Source organism: Alteromonas sp. KUL17 (assembly GCF_006538305.1).
Classification (GTDB): Bacteria; Pseudomonadota; Gammaproteobacteria; order Enterobacterales; family Alteromonadaceae; genus Alteromonas; species Alteromonas macleodii.
The window spans coordinates 67148-83825 of the sequence record NZ_BJKJ01000006.1 but is presented as its reverse complement, the minus strand read 5'-3'; the positions used below and the strand labels follow the sequence as shown (position 1 = coordinate 83825).

General features: G+C 45.3%; 17 protein-coding genes. 7 read left to right on the top strand and 10 right to left on the bottom strand.

Annotation, left to right across the window (positions count from 1 at the left end; translation table 11 throughout):
* Positions 1-81 precede the first annotated feature (81 nt).
* The 4 genes from KUL49_RS07590 (at position 82) to KUL49_RS07575 (ending at position 3192) form a co-directional block, all read left to right on the top strand.
* Positions 82-762 (top strand): DUF2796 domain-containing protein, encoded by a 681-nt coding sequence (locus KUL49_RS07590; protein ID WP_242633769.1) that lies wholly within the window; start codon positions 82-84, stop codon positions 760-762.
* Positions 763-833: 71 nt separating this feature from the next.
* Positions 834-1310, top strand: coding sequence for a MerC domain-containing protein (locus KUL49_RS07585; protein WP_258312643.1), 477 nt, complete (start codon positions 834-836; stop codon positions 1308-1310).
* A gap of 95 nt (positions 1311-1405) precedes the next feature.
* Positions 1406-2332: a GTP cyclohydrolase FolE2 gene (folE2, locus tag KUL49_RS07580; protein WP_131136921.1), complete on the top strand. Its 927-nt coding sequence runs from the start codon at positions 1406-1408 to the stop codon at positions 2330-2332.
* 62 nt (positions 2333-2394) lie between these two features.
* Positions 2395-3192, top strand: a complete 798-nt coding sequence (locus KUL49_RS07575) for a 5'-nucleotidase, lipoprotein e(P4) family (RefSeq protein WP_131136920.1) — start codon at positions 2395-2397, stop codon at positions 3190-3192.
* A gap of 18 nt (positions 3193-3210) precedes the next feature.
* Here the strand turns inward: KUL49_RS07575 and KUL49_RS07570 are convergent, their stop codons facing one another.
* From KUL49_RS07570 to KUL49_RS07540, 7 genes are all read right to left on the bottom strand, one after another.
* Entirely contained in the window at positions 3211-3939 is a 729-nt protein-coding gene (locus KUL49_RS07570) for a DUF3299 domain-containing protein (RefSeq protein ID WP_131136919.1), read from the bottom strand.
* A 15-nt stretch (positions 3940-3954) separates the two neighbouring features.
* Positions 3955-4401 (bottom strand): hypothetical protein, encoded by a 447-nt coding sequence (locus tag KUL49_RS07565; RefSeq protein ID WP_131136918.1) that lies wholly within the window; start codon positions 4399-4401, stop codon positions 3955-3957.
* 5 nt (positions 4402-4406) lie between these two features.
* Positions 4407-4988 carry a DUF3299 domain-containing protein gene (locus tag KUL49_RS07560; protein WP_131136917.1) on the bottom strand — a complete coding sequence of 194 codons (582 nt, stop codon included), beginning with the start codon at positions 4986-4988 and terminating at the stop codon, positions 4407-4409.
* Between the two features lie 150 nt (positions 4989-5138).
* On the bottom strand, positions 5139-5345 hold the full coding sequence (locus KUL49_RS07555) for a DUF2892 domain-containing protein (RefSeq protein ID WP_014977706.1): 207 nt from the start codon (positions 5343-5345) through the stop codon (positions 5139-5141).
* Between the two features lie 27 nt (positions 5346-5372).
* Complete coding sequence (locus KUL49_RS07550; RefSeq protein WP_131136916.1) at positions 5373-6986, bottom strand: hypothetical protein; 1614 nt, start codon at positions 6984-6986, stop codon at positions 5373-5375.
* A gap of 28 nt (positions 6987-7014) precedes the next feature.
* A complete protein-coding gene (locus KUL49_RS07545; RefSeq protein ID WP_131136915.1) occupies positions 7015-7905 on the bottom strand; it encodes an outer membrane lipoprotein-sorting protein in 891 nt (296 codons plus the stop codon).
* A 1-nt stretch (position 7906) separates the two neighbouring features.
* Positions 7907-10510 carry an RND family transporter gene (locus KUL49_RS07540; RefSeq protein ID WP_131136914.1) on the bottom strand — a complete coding sequence of 868 codons (2604 nt, stop codon included), beginning with the start codon at positions 10508-10510 and terminating at the stop codon, positions 7907-7909.
* A 1089-nt stretch (positions 10511-11599) separates the two neighbouring features.
* Between KUL49_RS07540 and KUL49_RS07535 the strand changes: the two genes are divergently transcribed.
* From KUL49_RS07535 to KUL49_RS07525, 3 genes are all read left to right on the top strand, one after another.
* The gene (locus KUL49_RS07535; RefSeq protein ID WP_373995655.1) at positions 11600-12763 is read left to right on the top strand and encodes an MFS transporter; all 1164 of its coding nucleotides are present in this window, start codon (positions 11600-11602) and stop codon (positions 12761-12763) included.
* 488 nt (positions 12764-13251) lie between these two features.
* The gene (locus KUL49_RS07530; protein WP_131136912.1) at positions 13252-14025 is read left to right on the top strand and encodes a siderophore-interacting protein; all 774 of its coding nucleotides are present in this window, start codon (positions 13252-13254) and stop codon (positions 14023-14025) included.
* Between the two features lie 201 nt (positions 14026-14226).
* Positions 14227-14418: a CsbD family protein gene (locus tag KUL49_RS07525; RefSeq protein ID WP_014951177.1), complete on the top strand. Its 192-nt coding sequence runs from the start codon at positions 14227-14229 to the stop codon at positions 14416-14418.
* Positions 14419-14575: 157 nt separating this feature from the next.
* On the opposite strand, the gene KUL49_RS07520 is transcribed toward KUL49_RS07525, so the two are convergent.
* Genes KUL49_RS07520 through KUL49_RS07510 form a run of 3 tightly spaced genes read right to left on the bottom strand, consistent with a single transcriptional unit; the run spans position 14576 to position 16435 of the window.
* The gene (locus tag KUL49_RS07520) at positions 14576-15097 is read right to left on the bottom strand and encodes a hypothetical protein (protein ID WP_014977712.1); all 522 of its coding nucleotides are present in this window, start codon (positions 15095-15097) and stop codon (positions 14576-14578) included.
* Positions 15087-15941, bottom strand: a complete 855-nt coding sequence (locus KUL49_RS07515) for a DVU3141 family protein (protein ID WP_131136911.1) — start codon at positions 15939-15941, stop codon at positions 15087-15089. Before KUL49_RS07515 ends, KUL49_RS07520 begins: the two co-directional genes overlap by 11 nt.
* Entirely contained in the window at positions 15938-16435 is a 498-nt protein-coding gene (locus tag KUL49_RS07510; RefSeq protein ID WP_131136910.1) for an RNA polymerase sigma factor, read from the bottom strand. The genes KUL49_RS07515 and KUL49_RS07510 overlap by 4 nt, the downstream gene beginning before the upstream one ends.
* Positions 16436-16678 lie beyond the last annotated feature (243 nt).

Sequence of the window (16678 nt, the reverse complement as noted above, 5' to 3'; positions counted from 1 at the left end):
CTCTGAATTTGTGTAATGTGATAATGTATCATATCTATTTTTATGGTATGTTATATTGTAACGTTTACGCAAGAGGTAAAAATGAAAACCATTTCTATTACGTGGAAGAATTCACAAAAAGCGCTACGCGCCTCTTCAACTTTTCTTAAGGTAGGTACTTTTGTCGGACTAAACTTGGCTGGGATGGGTATCAACGCTGTTCATGCTGCGCCTCATACTCACGGCGAAGGCAAACTACAAATCCTACAAGCGGGAAGTGAGTGGCAGTTTGTGCTGCAGCTGCCTGCTGCTGATGTCCTGGGGTTTGAATACGCGCCATCCAGGGCTAGCGAGAAAAAACGTTATAAAGAAACGCAAAAGGTTTTTCAGCGCTTTGACGATATTTTTACCCTGAGCAATACGTGTGAATTACTCGATACCACACTTGAAAGCCCATGGGAGGTAGCTAACGAGCATGACGAGCATGACGAGCATGACGAGCATGACGAGCATGACGAGCATGACGAGCATGACGAGCATGACGAGCATGACGAGCATGACGAGCATGAAAGTGAACACGAAGACCATGCCCATCGCAACACGCACTCTGATTTTCGTGTCGCATATTTGCTTAGTTGCCAAGGCCCCGTAAAGCGTATTGAGATGACAGGGTTTCCCCATTGGCCAAGCCTGCAGCACGTTAATGCAATTTGGGTAACCAACAAAGGACAAGGCGCACTAGAGATAACGCCAAGTCAGCCAACCTTACTGATAAGCAGCTAGTTAGATTTTTTATTCTCTCAGGCGCAAGCTTCACTCATTGTGCGTGCGCCATAGCAATTTTCGGACATACTATGAATTCGATATATCAAGGAAGCAGCGCAATGCCAAAAGTGCAGTTTATTTCAGACAAGCTCGCTATGCTCCTTTCATCCATTTGCGTAATACATTGTTTATTAACGCCTATTTTATTAATTTCCATACCTGCATTGGCAGGTGTGTCAATTCTCAATGATGAAACCTTCCATCAAATATTGCTGTTCTTTGTGTTGCCCATCGGTGTTTTTGCGCTCTCACTAGGCTACCTACATCACAAAAATAAGTGGGTAGTATTTGCTGGCGTTTTTGGCCTAACACTTTTAAGTAGTCCACTGCTCGTTGAGTGGATAGGCTTAGGACACGAAGTGCTTGGTGAATATGGTGAAGTGATAATCACAGTAATCGCGTCGTTTATTATCGTTGGTGCGCACCTGATTAACTATCGGCTTAGGTCGACCGTGCAGGAGCCTATTTGCGAAGAGCGCGAGACCACCCAATCACAACCCTATTAGTTTCATCATAATCTCAAAAGCGGGTAATTCTTATCGAGCGACGCTCGCAATATTAGTGGTGTAAGTCGTTTTTGAGGTCTCATTCAGAGGTTATTTTGTCTAGTTTTAATCATTCCGACACGGTACTTCCCGATGTCACTACAGAGCATTCCACTGCGCAACTTCCTGTTATTGATAGTGTAGGCATGCAGGGCATCGCTATCCCTCTGCACGTGCTAGGTAAGCGCGGTGAGCGATTAGCCAGCCAAGCAAAAGTCGATGTAACAGTGAGTTTAGATCACCCCAATGCTAAAGGCATTCACATGTCTCGATTGTACAGCTTGCTGCAGCGATATTTGAGCAACCAAGACTTACATAAGTCGGCACTTGTGTCGTTGATGAACGCGCTTATCGAGTCTCAAGATGGGCTGAGCAACAGCGCCCAGCTTAATTTACACTTTGACCTCACCGTGTCGCGTCCGGCGCTCATAAGTAGGATGTCAGGATATCAATCGTACCCTGCTTCACTTTGCGTAAGGCGTTCACCTGAACGTTATGAGGCACAGCTTAAGTTAAGAGTACCGTACTCTAGTACTTGTCCTTGCTCGGCCTCCCTCTCTCGCAAGGCGTTATCAGAAGTGTTTGTGCAGGAATTCGAAGGAAAAGGTTTATCCGTAGAAGAAATGGGCGCTTGGCTCGCTTCTAAACAAGCCAGCATCGCCACGGCGCATGCACAGCGATCCTTTGCCGATATAACCCTAGATTTAAGCGACAACGAGATCCCCGATTTTATTGGTATTATTGACCTGATAGAAAACGCGTTAGGCACACCGCTTCAAACCGCAGTTAAGCGTGAAGATGAACAGGCGTTTGCCAAGCGTAATGCTGAAAACCTAATGTTTGTAGAAGATTCGGTAAGGCGACTGCATGAAGCGTTAAGTACGTATTACCAAGCTACCTATTTTCGTGTAAAAGTAGAACATCAAGAAAGTCTGCATGCACACGACGCCATTGCTGAATTATCAGGCCCTGTTCATCGATAAATTCAGACATAATTTGGGTGTTGAAACCGGTAGGCAGAAGAAACAATAAAAGGAAAATAACATTGTTATCTCTTAACAAGCTCTCTTACATCAGCAAAGCAGCGTGCATAGGCGCTGCAGTATCAGCTATTGCGGCGTGCTCGTCTGCGCCCTCAACCCCCCTTGCTGGTGTAAAATCACACACTCTGTCAAATGCTGTGATATACCAAACCAGCAGCAAAGAGTACCCTGTTCTTTCAAGTTTTGTGTATGGCCAAGCTATTTCAGCGCTACCTACGCGTTTTGCTAATGGCGATGTTGTGGTGATGGATGTTGATGAAACCGTGCTAGACAATAGCACCTATCAAAAAGAACGGGAAAGTGCTGGCTTGGGATATTCTTCACAAAGCTGGGCCGAATGGGTAAAACGTGAAGAAGCCACACTGGTGCCTGGTGTAGCCGCTTTCATCGATGAAGTAGTTGCACGAAATGGCAAGGTGGCGCTTATTACGAATCGCAATAAGGCGCTTGATAGTCACACCTGGAATAACCTTTTGGCGCAAGGTTTGCCGCTTACCACGAGTAATACCTGTGTTGTTGGCCGCACGGCTGAAGACAAAGAAGCGGTAGGCCAAGAAGGTATGGTTAATGACAAAGACTTGCGCAGAATGCAGCTTACCCAGGGCAAGGTCGCGTGTTCGAATACGTCTAAAGACGCGACGTCTACGTGGGCTGTGCCTCACACTATTATCATGCAAATTGGCGACAACATTGAAGATGTGGGCGGCGTAACCCAAGAATCTGCCAACGTTGAGTTGCTCATGCCACGAGTGGGCACAGAGATTTTTATTCTGCCAAACCCCATGTACGGTTCTTGGTAGACCATTGATAAAGTAAAATCAACGAATGTCGCTTTCTATATGGAAAGCGCCGTTCGTTAAATTAGCGTTGTTATCGTTAATGCCATTTCCCAGCCCTGAATAGGGCTTTATTTCTACCACATCCAGTAAGTAAGCGGATGTGCCCTGAGGGTCTTCATACAACCCGGTAGAAAACTCACCCGAGAACGTATACGCCTGCTGGATGTCTATTCCTCTTATGCCGCCTTGCTCGTGGGTATTATTCAACGAAACAAACACAATTTGATTCGGTGGCGGGGGTGGGTAATGAATGCACGCGCCGAAATAAGGCACAATGAAAAACGCCGTTATTTCTCGCTGTGCATTGGCTTCTACAGGCACAATAAACCCGCTGAGCTCGACGTACTTGCCGTTAAATGTATCAACCGTATTTACTGAGATTAGCGCTTGCTGGTATTCATCGTCAAACGTGCGTTGAATAGACTGAAATACCTGTTCATGAAGGGGTAAATTCTGCTGAGGATTTTGAGTCGATCGGGTCTTGCCCAACAGCGCCTTTTCGGCGTCAGGTAACAGCGCGTCCCACGATAAGGGTTGGAACTGTTGAACGGTAGTTAACCTGTGGCTGTCTTGATAAATCGCCGTGTTATTCTCGAAAAAGCGCTCAATTACGCTATCAAGCTTACCCCTCAGGCCGAGCCCCACCAGCGCGCCCAATGCAATCAAAGCAATAAGAGAAGCCAGTAAAACGTACGTGGCGCGCTTCATACATTATCCGAGCTTTTAACTTGCTAAAATTTTGACTTTGCGGGTGTAAGTTACCGGCACATTCTTTTTAAGCGCATAGACTTTTAGAACAAGTTCGTGCGTGCCTTCTTCTTGTGCCTGAAAGCTAATGGCTTGTTCGCCCTTTGTAGACGGCAGAGAAAAGCGCTGCGGCGACAGTAGCGTTACGCCATCACTTGCCATCACATCTACGCTAACTTCTTTATAGTTCGAAGGAATGGTAAATCGCAGCGGAACGGTTGACGCCTCAAGCTTAGCCACTTCTCGCTTTCTGTCGATATTGAGCGAAATGAGCGGCTCCTTAGCTGCCGCTAAGTGCTGTTGCATCATGGGGTGCTGAAAGCCAAACTGCATGTTTCCCATACCTGCGTGTAGTTCACACGCAGTACTATGAAATGCTATAAGACTTGATAAAACGGTAGCTGCAACGACTGTTTTTTTCATATCAGTTACTCCTCGTAAAGCACGAAGCTGTCTAGCACTAACGAATAAGCAGATGTACCTAGTGCGCTTTCGTGGTTGTCTATTTTTACCGTGCCTTCAAACCAATAAGGGTCGTACAAGTTCTCAACTGCAATGCCTTCTTTGTATTCAACATACAAAATTTGATTTGGCGGCGGTGGTGGCATGTGTAAGCAAGCCCCAAAATAAGGAACGACGAAAAAAGCCGTCGCTTTTTGCTCATCGTTTTGCTCTAAAGGCACTATAAATCCAGGGATGCGGATAGCCTTCCCGTCAAACGCCTCTATCACTCGCGTCGACACTAACGCTTGTTGGTATCGCTGTGCTTGTTCATCTTCTAGCTGCTTTGAAGCAAAGTCATCGACAGAGTCGGCGGCAGAGCCATCGGCAATATCGTTTAAAAACTCAGGCCTATTTAAAAGCGCGCTCAAATCGTCCTCGGGCATAAGAGCTACCCAGTCAATTTCCTCGTAATTGGCGGCTTGGGTTGGGTTTAACGTGCTAAATAAAACCAATAGTGCCGCAATTAAACCGAATTTAACGCTAGAAAGCGTGACAGAAAATTTCACAAAGATGACCTAACATACTATTTAACAATCACGTTATAACATATCACAACGTAGTAAATTGCGATAAGCGTTTATCTTTGCAAAATGTTACTTAGCGCCAATTACTCAATAGAAAATGCTTTGCTAGCGCATTTGTGGAGCATCAGTTAATTACGCTAGCTCCCGTTCACTTTTAAGCCCAAGCACGTGTTTAAAAAATAGCGTTGCTGGGCAAAAGCCAGTGAAGCTCTGTTGGAACAAGTTTGCGCCAATAAACACGGTAAACCACATAAAGTTTGCATGAACAAACTGGGTTAGTAATACAGACAACAACACCATGAGCCCTGCGAAGGCGGTTAATGCTTTTTCCTGAGACATAACGTAATCCTTAAATATTGGAAGAGATTAAAAATAAAATCGATAGGCAATAAACGCATTACTTGCGTCTTCAAACTGCCCCAAAAACGTATAGTTATCCTTACCTGAAAAGACATTCACCCCCGCTCTCACTTGCCACTTGTCGGTGGGCGAATAAGCCACTGTAGTCTTTAGGTATCCGTCGCTATCGCTGGGTGAATAAAACAGAAAAGTATTTAACGTCAGTGTTTGACGAAGTGCTAACCACGTTAAACGGGTCGTCACCCAATGGCGGTATTTTTCTTGAACTCGCTCAGAAGACGAGACTGTTCTATTTAGGCCATCCGCATCGTGTAAGTACTCGGTGTACCACTGGAAACCACCGGTAAGATTTGCGGCAATTTCTTGGCTATAGCCTAGTAAGAAACGACTTTGATCATTCGCTATTTGCCCGTCAGTTCCATCCATGTCTTCAAGGCTGTTGTAGAAAACGTATTCCGCATTTGCTATCCCCCGCCCCAGAGGCGTGACAACACTTGCGCCATAGGCATTCATTTTACTGTAGCGCGGTCTTCCAAGAGAATCTGTCGCGGTGGGCTGCCTTGTATAACCAGTGTAACCATAGCCTGCGATCTCTACCCCCTTAACAGATTTATACACCCTTAAGGCAAGCTCACTTCCTCGTGGGCGATTATCACGTTCAACAGAAAACGAAGAGGCAATGTTTTCATCCAATTGCGGGCTGTAAAAAGAAAATACTTCGCCTGTAATACCAATATCAGGCTCAAATTCAGGAGTGACGACTAAATCTACATTGGCAAAATCCGTGTAGCCCGACACCTTTAATGCATTACTCGGCGCTTTAAGGTATTCGTCTTCTCTTCCTGCAAAGAACGACTGATAATCTTTAGGGAAGAGATCATTTAAGAACAAGTAATCCCCTGTCCCCCAAGTCAGCACTTGCTTACCGACTTTGATGTCAAATGCATTTGCCCAGTCCCCCGTGCCGACTAAAGCGCTGGGTAGAATACTGCTTAAGCTACCTTGCCATGCCAGTTCGCGAAGTTGTGATTCCCACGACGATGTAACGCCGTCATACCAAACGTCGGCTTTACTGGAAATGGAGGAACTGTCTAATGCATAGTCTGCGCGAAGTTGAACTCTGGCGTCGCGCAATGTGCTGTTATTTAACACAGATGGCGCGTTAGCAGCTTGAAAACTCTCGTTCATTTGTGAATTCTGACTTCCAAACGCGGTAGCCATGTCACGGGAAAAACGGTTTCCTACGGCGAGCTCGGCGAAACCAGAAATACGAAGCTTACTTTTGCTGTCAGTGCCCCATTCGTCATCCCACTCATCGCTCCAATCGTCACCTGATTCGACATTATCCTCCTCAGGCCACACGCTGTCCCACTCGTCGTTTACGTTAGCTTTCCGCTCTTTTACTCCGCTTTTCAACGGGTCTTTCTGATTCTGGGTCTCAACACCCATTGTCTGGGCGTTTAATGGAAGACCTACTACAGCCGTAAATGCGAAAGTGAGAATAATCGGTGCGAGTAAAGCGTGCGCCCTCCATTGCTTTTTAACCCACTCAGAAAGACCATAGGCTTGGCTAGGCAGCATTATCCATATGGATGGAGCTAGTAATTTAGGCAAGCGCACCGTGCTAAATTCCTTTTTCAAGTTTGTGTTATTTAATATAGCGTTGCGGTGGCACACGTAGGCTACGCTCACTAAATATGCTATCTGGAAGACCTATGTCGTATTCAATCCCTCTGAATTCCATAAGGGTATAGCCACCTGATACAAGGTCCGTCACTTTACTTCTCACCACAGTAGGATTGCCCTGTATAGTCTCAATAGTTAAAGCTTCAACGCGGCGGTAGTTATTGTCACCCTTATAAAAGTTAATTAAGGTGGGCAAATAAGTGTCTTTGTCTATCTCTACTACATAGTGGCTGAACTCTACGAGCGCTGTGTCCTTAGGCGTCGCTTTTAAGCGATAATGAGTTTGGGTTTGTTCAAGCAGCTCAAAACTGTCCTGCGCTGTTGCGCGGCCGGAAACATCTTCATAGAAGAAATGAGAACCAACAAACGATGTACGTTTATCGCCTGCGGCGATTCGCTTTACTAAGTCTAAAGCCGGTAAATATAACCAACGGTCGTCATCAGAATTAAGCGCCGCATGCTTCTCAACGCGAAATACCGTGCCTTCAACCTCAGTAGGACGGCTAAAGAAAACCAGCATACGTTGATCGCCGGTGTCGGCACCTGCCTCATTCGGCACATCTTTGCGCAGAATAGTAAACTGACGCATTTGCTTTCGACCTTGCTCATCTACAATGAGCATTCTCGCCATTGAACGTCCGTCATTGCCCGCGTAGTACGCCGCCTGCTCAGCCTTATTAACGATTTCAGCAACATCGATACTACTGCTGCTTTCGTCGCTTTGGGTTGCCAAGGCTTGAGCGAATCCATTACCCGATATAAGTAATAGCGCAACAAGGCCCCTGAACATGCTTTGAAGGTTTCGTATTTTTGGTCGATGCCAAATGAACACTGATAATATGGAAATACGCATTTTAGGCCTCCTTGAAAACCCAACGTTTAAGCAACGTCATAGCAGCTGGCAACACTAGCAGCGTAACGAGTGCTGAAATAAACATGATACTTGCCAGAAAAATGCCCACGGTGATGTAAGGCACAAGTGGTGCTAAAAGCAGCGGCGTAAAGCCAAGCGCGATGACCAGCGCATTACGAGTAATAGCGCTAGCAGGCTCTTCAAACATGGCATCAAACGTTTTACTCACGTTATCCGTTTGCTTGTAAATCTCTTTGGCTCTAGCCAGAAAGTGAATGGCAAAGTCTACCGACAAACCCAATGTCAGGGCTGAAAGCACGGCAATAGGCATATCGTAATCTTTACCTACAATGCCAATAGCACCGTAAATAAAGGTGATAGTTATAGTAAGGGGCAGCATGGCTAATACACCGAGTATCAGTGAGCGCAGCAGCAATACCATCATCACAAAAACAATAATGAAGGCGCTAAGTAAGCTGTCTAACATGCCTGCAACCATGTTGTCCTGCCACACCACATTTAGGTATGCCTTACCTGCCCATTGATATGTCAGGCCATCAGGCAGTGTGTGTTGAGCGAAGTAGTATTCGACTAACTCAATTACCTTTGTCATATCTTGGTTGTCACCACTGGATAGTTGTAGCCACACCAAGGTTTTCCGATAGTCTGGTGTCACGAAATGCCACAAGTCTTGAGGCCTATGAGAGGACTGATATTGCAAGAGCGTCTGAGCTATCGCCGGCTGAGTATTAGGTAACTCGTAGTCGCTGTCATTGCCCGAATGCAGCTCTCGGTTAACCACTTTAATCACATCACTGAGGGACTGAGTTTTACCCACCAGCGTTTGAGTGCTTAGGTAATTTTGCAGGTCTGAAAGCAGCGCTACATTATCGGGCTGTTGAAACGTTTTGCTTGTGCCTTTAATTTCATCAATGCTTGAAAGCAATCGATTTAAAGCGTCATATTCGTCGCTATCAAGATCACCGAATAATGCATCATCGACGGCAAATGCGAGAGTCTCAAAATTATTGCCGGCATTTTCATTGTTTAGTGTATCGAGGGTTGTTTCACGCCATTCATCTAATGAAGGGGGCAACACTGCACTTTGCAGTACTTCACCTGCACTTTTCAGCTTGCGGGTATCTTCAATAACAATGTACGCGTTATACGTACCCGCAAACTCCTTATTAAGCGCCTTATCGGCTACGCGAATTTCATGATTTTCTTTAAACCAGCGCACAGGATTATCGTTAATTTGTATTTGGAAAATACCCCACACTGATACCGCTGAAATCACCATAAACGCAACGAGTAATGCCCCTTTATAATTTAGCGCCAGGGTGCGAATACCGTACACAAATCGCTGTAAGTATGTTGTTTTCATTGATGAGGTATTGGCATCGGCGTGCAGTGCAGACTGTAATTTTGCGAGCGCCTCTGGCGACATTCTTGATATATAAGCAGGTATAAAGGTAAGCGTAATAGCGAAAGCCAACAGAATACCTGAGCCAATGAAAGCACCGAAAATCTGTACGGGTGGAATGGGAGTTAGCATAAGTGAATAGAACCCTGCCGCAGAGGTCAGCGACGTAAACAGCATCGGCTGAAATAGGTGTTCAACCACTGTGGTAATCACTTCATCGGCCTTTTGACCTGGTTTATAGCGGTCTGAAAACTCAGACAATATATGCACCGAGTCAACAACAGCGATAGGCATCAAAAATATGGCAATCATCGATGACATGATGTGCACAGTGAAACCTAAGCCGATTAGCGCCCCCATTGTGATAATTACTGTTGCCATTGCCACCACCATCGGGGCGGTAATCAGCGTAAAATTGCGGAAAAAGACAAAGAGGAGGATAAAAATCATTAGTCCCGCAGCTGGCGCTGAAATTGCCATTTGAATAAACATTTCAACGCCGAACTGATCTTCAGCAACAGGGAGTCCTGTTATGTGCCACTGCAATGTTTCGTTTATTGTATTCGCGCCAATATAGGCACGAATGTCTTCCGCAATACGAAAGCTCTCATTTTTATCTTTAATGGGCACATAGATAGCCGCAGCATTGTGTGATGAAGAAGCCAGGCTCCCCTGTAACATTGGAAGGCGTGCAATAGCATTGGCAATGTAATCTGCTTCCTCTTGCGATGATGGGGCTTGTGACATCATCCAAGAGAACTTGAGCTCACCGTCGTCACCTTGAGTAATATTGTCCACTGTTGAGAACGACATGACATCTCTAGCAATAACCCCCTCAGTGTTTAATATTTGCTGGGTAACACCGTCTATTGCTTGCAGGTTGTTTGGTGTGTAGATGCCTTTATTGGTACTTAAAGCAGCATTATGAGTGGCTGTGTCATTGGCCGGTAATGCTATAACCCCCACCACTATCGCGTCGTGCATAGCAAAAGTATGCTTCACATCGTTATGAAAGACGCGGGCAGGATGATTGGCTTCAAGCATATTCTCTGGGTCGGTGTCTATCGTAATTAGCCGCATTTGATAAGCGCAAAAGACAACAGCCAACAGTAAAGCGGCATAAACCCACTTACCTTTCTGGGTAGAGAGGAACAGTAATTTTTCAATAACTGCCGTGAACATAGCTATGAACTCCTACTAGGAAATACATTGATTCCCTCTAATCGTGATACGACTGGGTTAACTCCATCCACTGTGTTTCCTTGGCGTGTTGAGTGGCGCTTCACTTTCACAAACCATGACCTTTGATCTGCAGAACATTTCACAACGCCTACCTGCGTTAGCAAAAACAATGGGTACATTTATGGGCCACAGCGTTTATGGGACACAGTATTAAATTAGATATTTCTTATATATAAATAATCTAATGTATTTTTAGAAAAGATCAAGAGCAATGCGACGAGTAACACAGAGAAAAGAAAAGTGTTTGTAAAACGCTACACACCACCGAGAAAAAACTACATACCTACTCAACCTTAGTTTTTCAAATACGAGCTACCCGCTGTCCAAAAATAAAAATAACCACTAAAAATCAGTAATTTAAAATTATTCAAAATTGAATTTAAGGTTTGGCACAGATCACGCATACATTAGACTAACGGATAAATACAGAACGCAGTTTGTAGCTAGGACAGCTTTAGCGACGGAGAGGCCAAATTGCGTAGATGACAAATACTGAAGGTGACGACATGGGAAGTGCATGGAGTGTGTCACCAAGGAAAAACGGATGTGTCAGTATTGTAGCTAATGGATGCCTGTAGAAGATTCGTTAAATTGCTGGTCGATGATGAGGTTAGGTAAAAGACAACCTAATTAAACTCGCAGGATGCAAGGTACTTGTTTCATAAGGATTGCAAACAAGCTCTGAGTACCTACATCGCAAGCACCGACAGTGATGTCTCGTGCAGCAAGGGATTGTTGACCCAATTTGGATTCGTTGAATGTACGTGTGTGTTGCTTCAGCGAGACCATAGTGAGGACACTGGTAATGTCGTCGATGTTATTAGTGAGTTGTCATCCGACGACTACCCTCTCCCCTCAAAGGCCCATCCCGGCCTTTACATACCTCTGATTTTGGCCCGCCTTTGGCGGGCATTTTTTTATCTTCATTTGTGATAAAATTGCGTTGTTTCTTTATCGCCTACCAAAAGGGCTACCTGCGTGCTTTCGCCGTCTGCATCTACTATCGTTTTTAGAGTTCTTTTTTGTGCGTTGCTCGCTACGTCTGTTGGCCAAAGCGTAATGCTTACCACACTCCCTTCTATGGGGCGACAGGCGAACCTTTCTGAATTCCACATTGCCACTATTATGTCTAGCTCTGCACTTATCTTTGCGTTCGGTACGAATGTGTGGAGCAAGGTCGCTAAGCGTGCGGGTTTTAAACGTATTTTAATGGTTGGTCTGTCGGGTTATAGCTTGGGCACATTTGCCTTCGCTAGTGCATGGATGGCAGGATTTTCTGGCATTATAAGCGGCACCAATTTGTTTTTGGCATTGTTGATAAGCCGAAGTCTGCAATCAACCATTATGTCTGCAACTCCGCCTTCTGCGGTAGGTTACGCCGTCGCCATCAGTACGCCCCAAAGTAGAGTAAGTGCAATCAGCAAAGTCACCTCTGCAAGCAACGTAGGGCAAATTGTGGGGCCCGCCTACGCTGGGCTTTTAGTCGGTTTTGGCTTATTGGCACCGTTGTACAGCATCGTGTTGCTAACCTTACTGGCGCTTACATTGGTATATTTTAAGCTACCTGTTCTGCCGCCTTTGTCTCAGCAAAAAAACGCTCAGCAGACTAGCGACAATGACCAAGCGCCTAGCAAAGTACCTTATGTATTCGTCGCTGCATGTATTTGTGTATTTTGCGCAATGGCGATGATGCAGCAATCACTGGGTTTCTTTTTTATCGATTTTTACGACTATTCACCCGTAGACGCTGCTCGGCAAGTGGGTTTCGCGATGATGGTCAGTGCTGCCGCGTCTCTCACAGCCCAATTTGGGTGGGTACAAAAAGGCCGCATAAGCAAAGAAGCGATGATCACTATCGCGCTTCCGCTATTGGGCTTAGCCTACTTGCTGCTCTTTCTTCAACATTCGTTATTTATGCTTTATGCGGCCATGACATTAATGGGTTTAGGTATGGGAATGGCCTACCCATCTTTGGCAGCTGCAGCAACGACCTACTGCGCCCCCTCTCAACAAGCCACTATCACTGGGTTAATTACAGCGACTACTGCCATGGGCTACGTAATAGGTCCACCACTGGCAGCTTTCATGTACCAACTGGACATCGCGCTTCCGTTCGCTATAGCGTCAGCGCTCATCGCAGCAACCACGTGCGTCGTCTACATAACATTGCGAAGAATAAGACACGTTGGCTAGGGCCTGTTAATCGTTGCTATACATTTGACCCAATTCGTCATCAAAGCTAAACAGGCCTTAGCGAATTAATGCCAGCCTGACAGGTGACAGGAATACGCCTATTTCAAAGGTATTTATTTTTTACCTTTTATTTTTAAAAAAGCGGAACCTTTTTATAATTAGGCTATCTTAACTTATACATGAAGTCGTTGAGTGTGCGTCTTTGTGGTGTGTAAATGTGTTTTCCAAGTTATGTTGTGGTTTTTTAAGGGGCATTTTAGCCCCTTTTCTTTTGCTCCAATCTTCCCTTTTCCAGTGCGTATTCCTCGCTTATTGTTATAGTACTAATCCGCCGTAAACCTATCTATTTTATTTGTATTAGTTTCTCTCAAGACCGGTCAATTAATCTAAAAAATAGAACTAAACAATCCTGATCATTTCACCCTCATAAATGGAAATGAGAATTATTTCCAAATAGAATGGCTACTCAAGATCACAGGAGTAAGCTAATGTCTAAACCGCAACCTCGCAGAGCTATTGTCACCCAATCAGTCCGAATTACCCCAAATATGCAGCGTGTACACCTTAGTGGGGAAGACCTTCTTACCTTTCCCTCGGTTATTGCAGGTGCGTACATTAAACTTATGTTCGACCTAGAAGGAAACCCGCTGAAACGCCCCGCAGACACAAGCCAAGTGGCAATGCGCACCTATACGGTTGCGCACTTTGACGCAGAGAAGCCTGAAATGGTTCTGGATATGGTTATCCATGCCGATGGTGGTAAAACTGGCCCTGCGTCGGCATGGGCGACAAGTACAAAGCCTGGCGACATCATCACGCTCGCAGGGCCCGGTTCTAGTAAGGGACTCAGCGAGCAATATGATTGGATACTGTTGGCTGGCGACATGACAGCGCTTCCTAGTATTAGAAATCACCTCGCCGAGCTTCCTGTGCAAACCAAAGGCTACGCCGTGATTAAAATTGAAGACGAGAAGGATGCGGTTACACTTAAAAAGCCCGAAGGAGTAACGGTGATATGGGAACATGAGCAATCTTTACCTTCCCGCCTTGACCAGTTAACTTGGCTCGACGGAAACCCCACAGTTTGGGTGGCGTGTGAATTTTCTGATATGCGGGCGATTCGGGCATGGCTCAAGGACGAAAAATCCGTGGCGCACGAGAATATTTACATTAGCAGCTACTGGAAGAAAGGCCGCAGCGAAGATCAACATAAAATAGAAAAAAGACAGGACAGTGAAGCGTATGCTAAAACCTTGGCCTAGTTGATGACTATGCTTCCTGTAGCCTTTGCAAGAACTTGTAAATTCTGCATAAGAAACAACAGTACGGCAGAATTTTCATAAACAACAAATTCAATACTTTCATACACCTACACAATGGAACAGCATTTGCTGCTAAGAAAATAACTGGCCAATTATTCCGCCAGTTTTTTCAACCAATTGTTTGGATAAGGAGAGCAAGTTATGAACAGTGATCGTATTGAAGGTAATTGGAAAGAAATGAAAGGTAAGGTGCAGCAAAAGTGGGGCAAACTTACCGATGACGACCTAGATGTAATTGACGGTCGACGTGAAGAACTAGTAGGTAAGATTCAACAAGCTTATGGCAAAAGCCGTGACGAAGCTGAAAAAGAGGTCGATGGTTATTTTAATTAATCGCCTTCTTCATTATATGAATTAAGACACTGGCAGTATAACAATCTGGTATCACTATGTTGTTAATCTTTACTGCTACTAAAAGGGCCGCTGCATAATGCAGCGGCCCTTTTTATTTGTGTCGTAGTCAAGGGAGGTTATGCCCTTTGATTTTTTATCACTCTTCCGTCTTAGGCTGTAAGTTATCGCGAACTTCCCTTGCGTCAAAGCTCGTTGCCGACGTTGGACGCGTACCTTTGCCTATCTCAATGCTCAAGATACTTTCGATCTCACTTTGCTGAGAGCCCCCTACAAACACACCCGTTTCGAATTGGGTAGTAGGATGATAAGACGTTCTGCAAGTGAGCACACCGCACTCGGTAACCCGTGCATATCGCTGGCTAAAGCCTGCGGTAGGTGTGGTTTGCACGGTCTCTTTATCTACTAAGGTCTCTCGGTCAGTCACTACAAACCAGTCGTAACCTTCTAATAACGTAAGCTCGGCAGCACGGAGCATGGCGTAATCCATCGCCTTGCCTTTATCAGATCCCTTCGCTTTGAAATGCACGCGATATTGGGTATCACTCAACTTACTTTCCGTGTAGCCAAAGCCGCCTTTTTTGGCCTGTCTATAATCGGGTTGACTGGCGCAGCCCGCCATAATTAATACCGCAAGTACTAACATAATTTTAGTTTTCATCATTTACTCCTTCGGCCTTGTCAGCTAGCCAAGTTGCTTCAATTGCGTTTTTCTCTTGCTCTCGGTTTAATGGCGCAGACGCCATCATTTTGTCTAACTCTTCCTCCATTACTTTAGCGCTAGTGGCGGTTTGATATTGACCTGCATTCTCACCTAGCTCGTCCAATTTGCTAGCGGCAAGCTGCCACGCACCTTGCTTATCTTTACAAGCAATCATTACATTTAGTTCATCTCTCGATGCGACTTCAGCCTGTCTACAGTAGTTAAACTCCGTATTTACGAAAGACAACTGCGGCGTAACCGTCACGCCCGAATCAAAAGTTGTTGCTTCGCCAGTTAGGTTACTGTCGAGTACCGATGATACTCTCGCCCAATGAGAAGGCTGCGTTGTTTCAGCGCCCTGTTGATTAAAGAACACTAAGCCCGCTAATACCGCCACACTCGCAGCTATTGCAAAAGGCCCCTTCCACTTCGCTTGTTTATGTGGCGCACTATTAGTTGAATTCGCTTTCTTTGGAAACGGCTTAACGTTTTCCGCAGAGCTTTGATTTACGGAGCTTTGATTTGCGGCGCTTACGCTGGCTAAGCTTGTATCGGATACCTGTACGTCGCTTGCCTGGCTTAACGGTTTTTCATCATTCAAAAGTGCCACGATTTCTTTGGGCAGCGCCACTGCTGTCGCTTTTTCAGCAGCCACCTTCACAACTCTATCCACTTCTGCAAGTGCGGCGAGTCGGTCAGAGACGGTAACATCGTGTGCTATCGCTTCACGAACCAGATCCATCTCAGCGGTATCTAACTCTCCATCTAAAAATGCTGAGAGTTTTTCGTCAGTTAAGATCACGATAGCACCTCGTTTTGACCATTTAGTAAGTTTGATATTTTTGCTCTCGCTCTGGCAAGACGGCTCATAATGGTGCCCGTCGGTACCTGCAACACTTCAGAAGCATCCGCGTAACTCATCCCTTGTACAGCAACCAAAGAAAGGGTTTCTCTTTGCTCACAGGGTAATTCATCCATAGCGCTTGAGACTTGTTTAAGCGTAATTGTCTGCGTTATAGCGTCATCTATGTCATTGCAGCTATTCGCCGATTGCGCTTCATAGTAAAGGGCATCAGTCGCATTGGTTCTAACTTTCTTCGCTCTGTATTCGTCTATCCAACAGTTGCGGCACACTCTAAATGCCCAAGCCATTAATGTAACTTGCTCAGGAAGCGGTTTACTCAATAGCCGTTCAAGCGTGTTCTGAAGTAAATCATCAGCATCATGCATGTTACCCGTCAACGAATATGCAAACTTTCGCAATGACGGGACGAGTTCAGTCAACTCATCTTTCATTTTCATGTACCTTTGTGAGGTTTCCCGTTATCTCTAGTCTGTTAACGAGCCACTTTTGTTTTTATTCCACGTACTAAGACCTATTTTTTTACTGCACTGTATTGCAGCGGTCTGTGAGCCATCTAGACAAGGCGAATGTTTAATAGTCTAAAGGGTCGCATTGGAATTTTTCTTCTGTCTAATCGTCACTACACTGTAAGGTAGTGGTAAATGCCTGTTCGCCTTTAACGCACATTTAGAACA

Coding starts and splice junctions, on each gene's coding strand:
- KUL49_RS07570 (WP_131136919.1), bottom strand. CDS start 3,939: ATGAAGCGCGCCACGTACGTTTTACTGGCTTCTCTTATTGCTTTGATT.
- KUL49_RS07555 (WP_014977706.1), bottom strand. CDS start 5,345: ATGTCTCAGGAAAAAGCATTAACCGCCTTCGCAGGGCTCATGGTGTTG.
- KUL49_RS07510 (WP_131136910.1), bottom strand. CDS start 16,435: ATGAAAGATGAGTTGACTGAACTCGTCCCGTCATTGCGAAAGTTTGCA.
- KUL49_RS07525 (WP_014951177.1), top strand. CDS start 14,227: ATGAACAGTGATCGTATTGAAGGTAATTGGAAAGAAATGAAAGGTAAG.
- KUL49_RS07565 (WP_131136918.1), bottom strand. CDS start 4,401: ATGAAAAAAACAGTCGTTGCAGCTACCGTTTTATCAAGTCTTATAGCA.
- KUL49_RS07520 (WP_014977712.1), bottom strand. CDS start 15,097: ATGAAAACTAAAATTATGTTAGTACTTGCGGTATTAATTATGGCGGGC.
- KUL49_RS07530 (WP_131136912.1), top strand. CDS start 13,252: ATGTCTAAACCGCAACCTCGCAGAGCTATTGTCACCCAATCAGTCCGA.
- KUL49_RS07590 (WP_242633769.1), top strand. CDS start 82: ATGAAAACCATTTCTATTACGTGGAAGAATTCACAAAAAGCGCTACGC.
- KUL49_RS07545 (WP_131136915.1), bottom strand. CDS start 7,905: ATGCGTATTTCCATATTATCAGTGTTCATTTGGCATCGACCAAAAATA.
- KUL49_RS07585 (WP_258312643.1), top strand. CDS start 834: ATGAATTCGATATATCAAGGAAGCAGCGCAATGCCAAAAGTGCAGTTT.
- KUL49_RS07540 (WP_131136914.1), bottom strand. CDS start 10,510: ATGTTCACGGCAGTTATTGAAAAATTACTGTTCCTCTCTACCCAGAAA.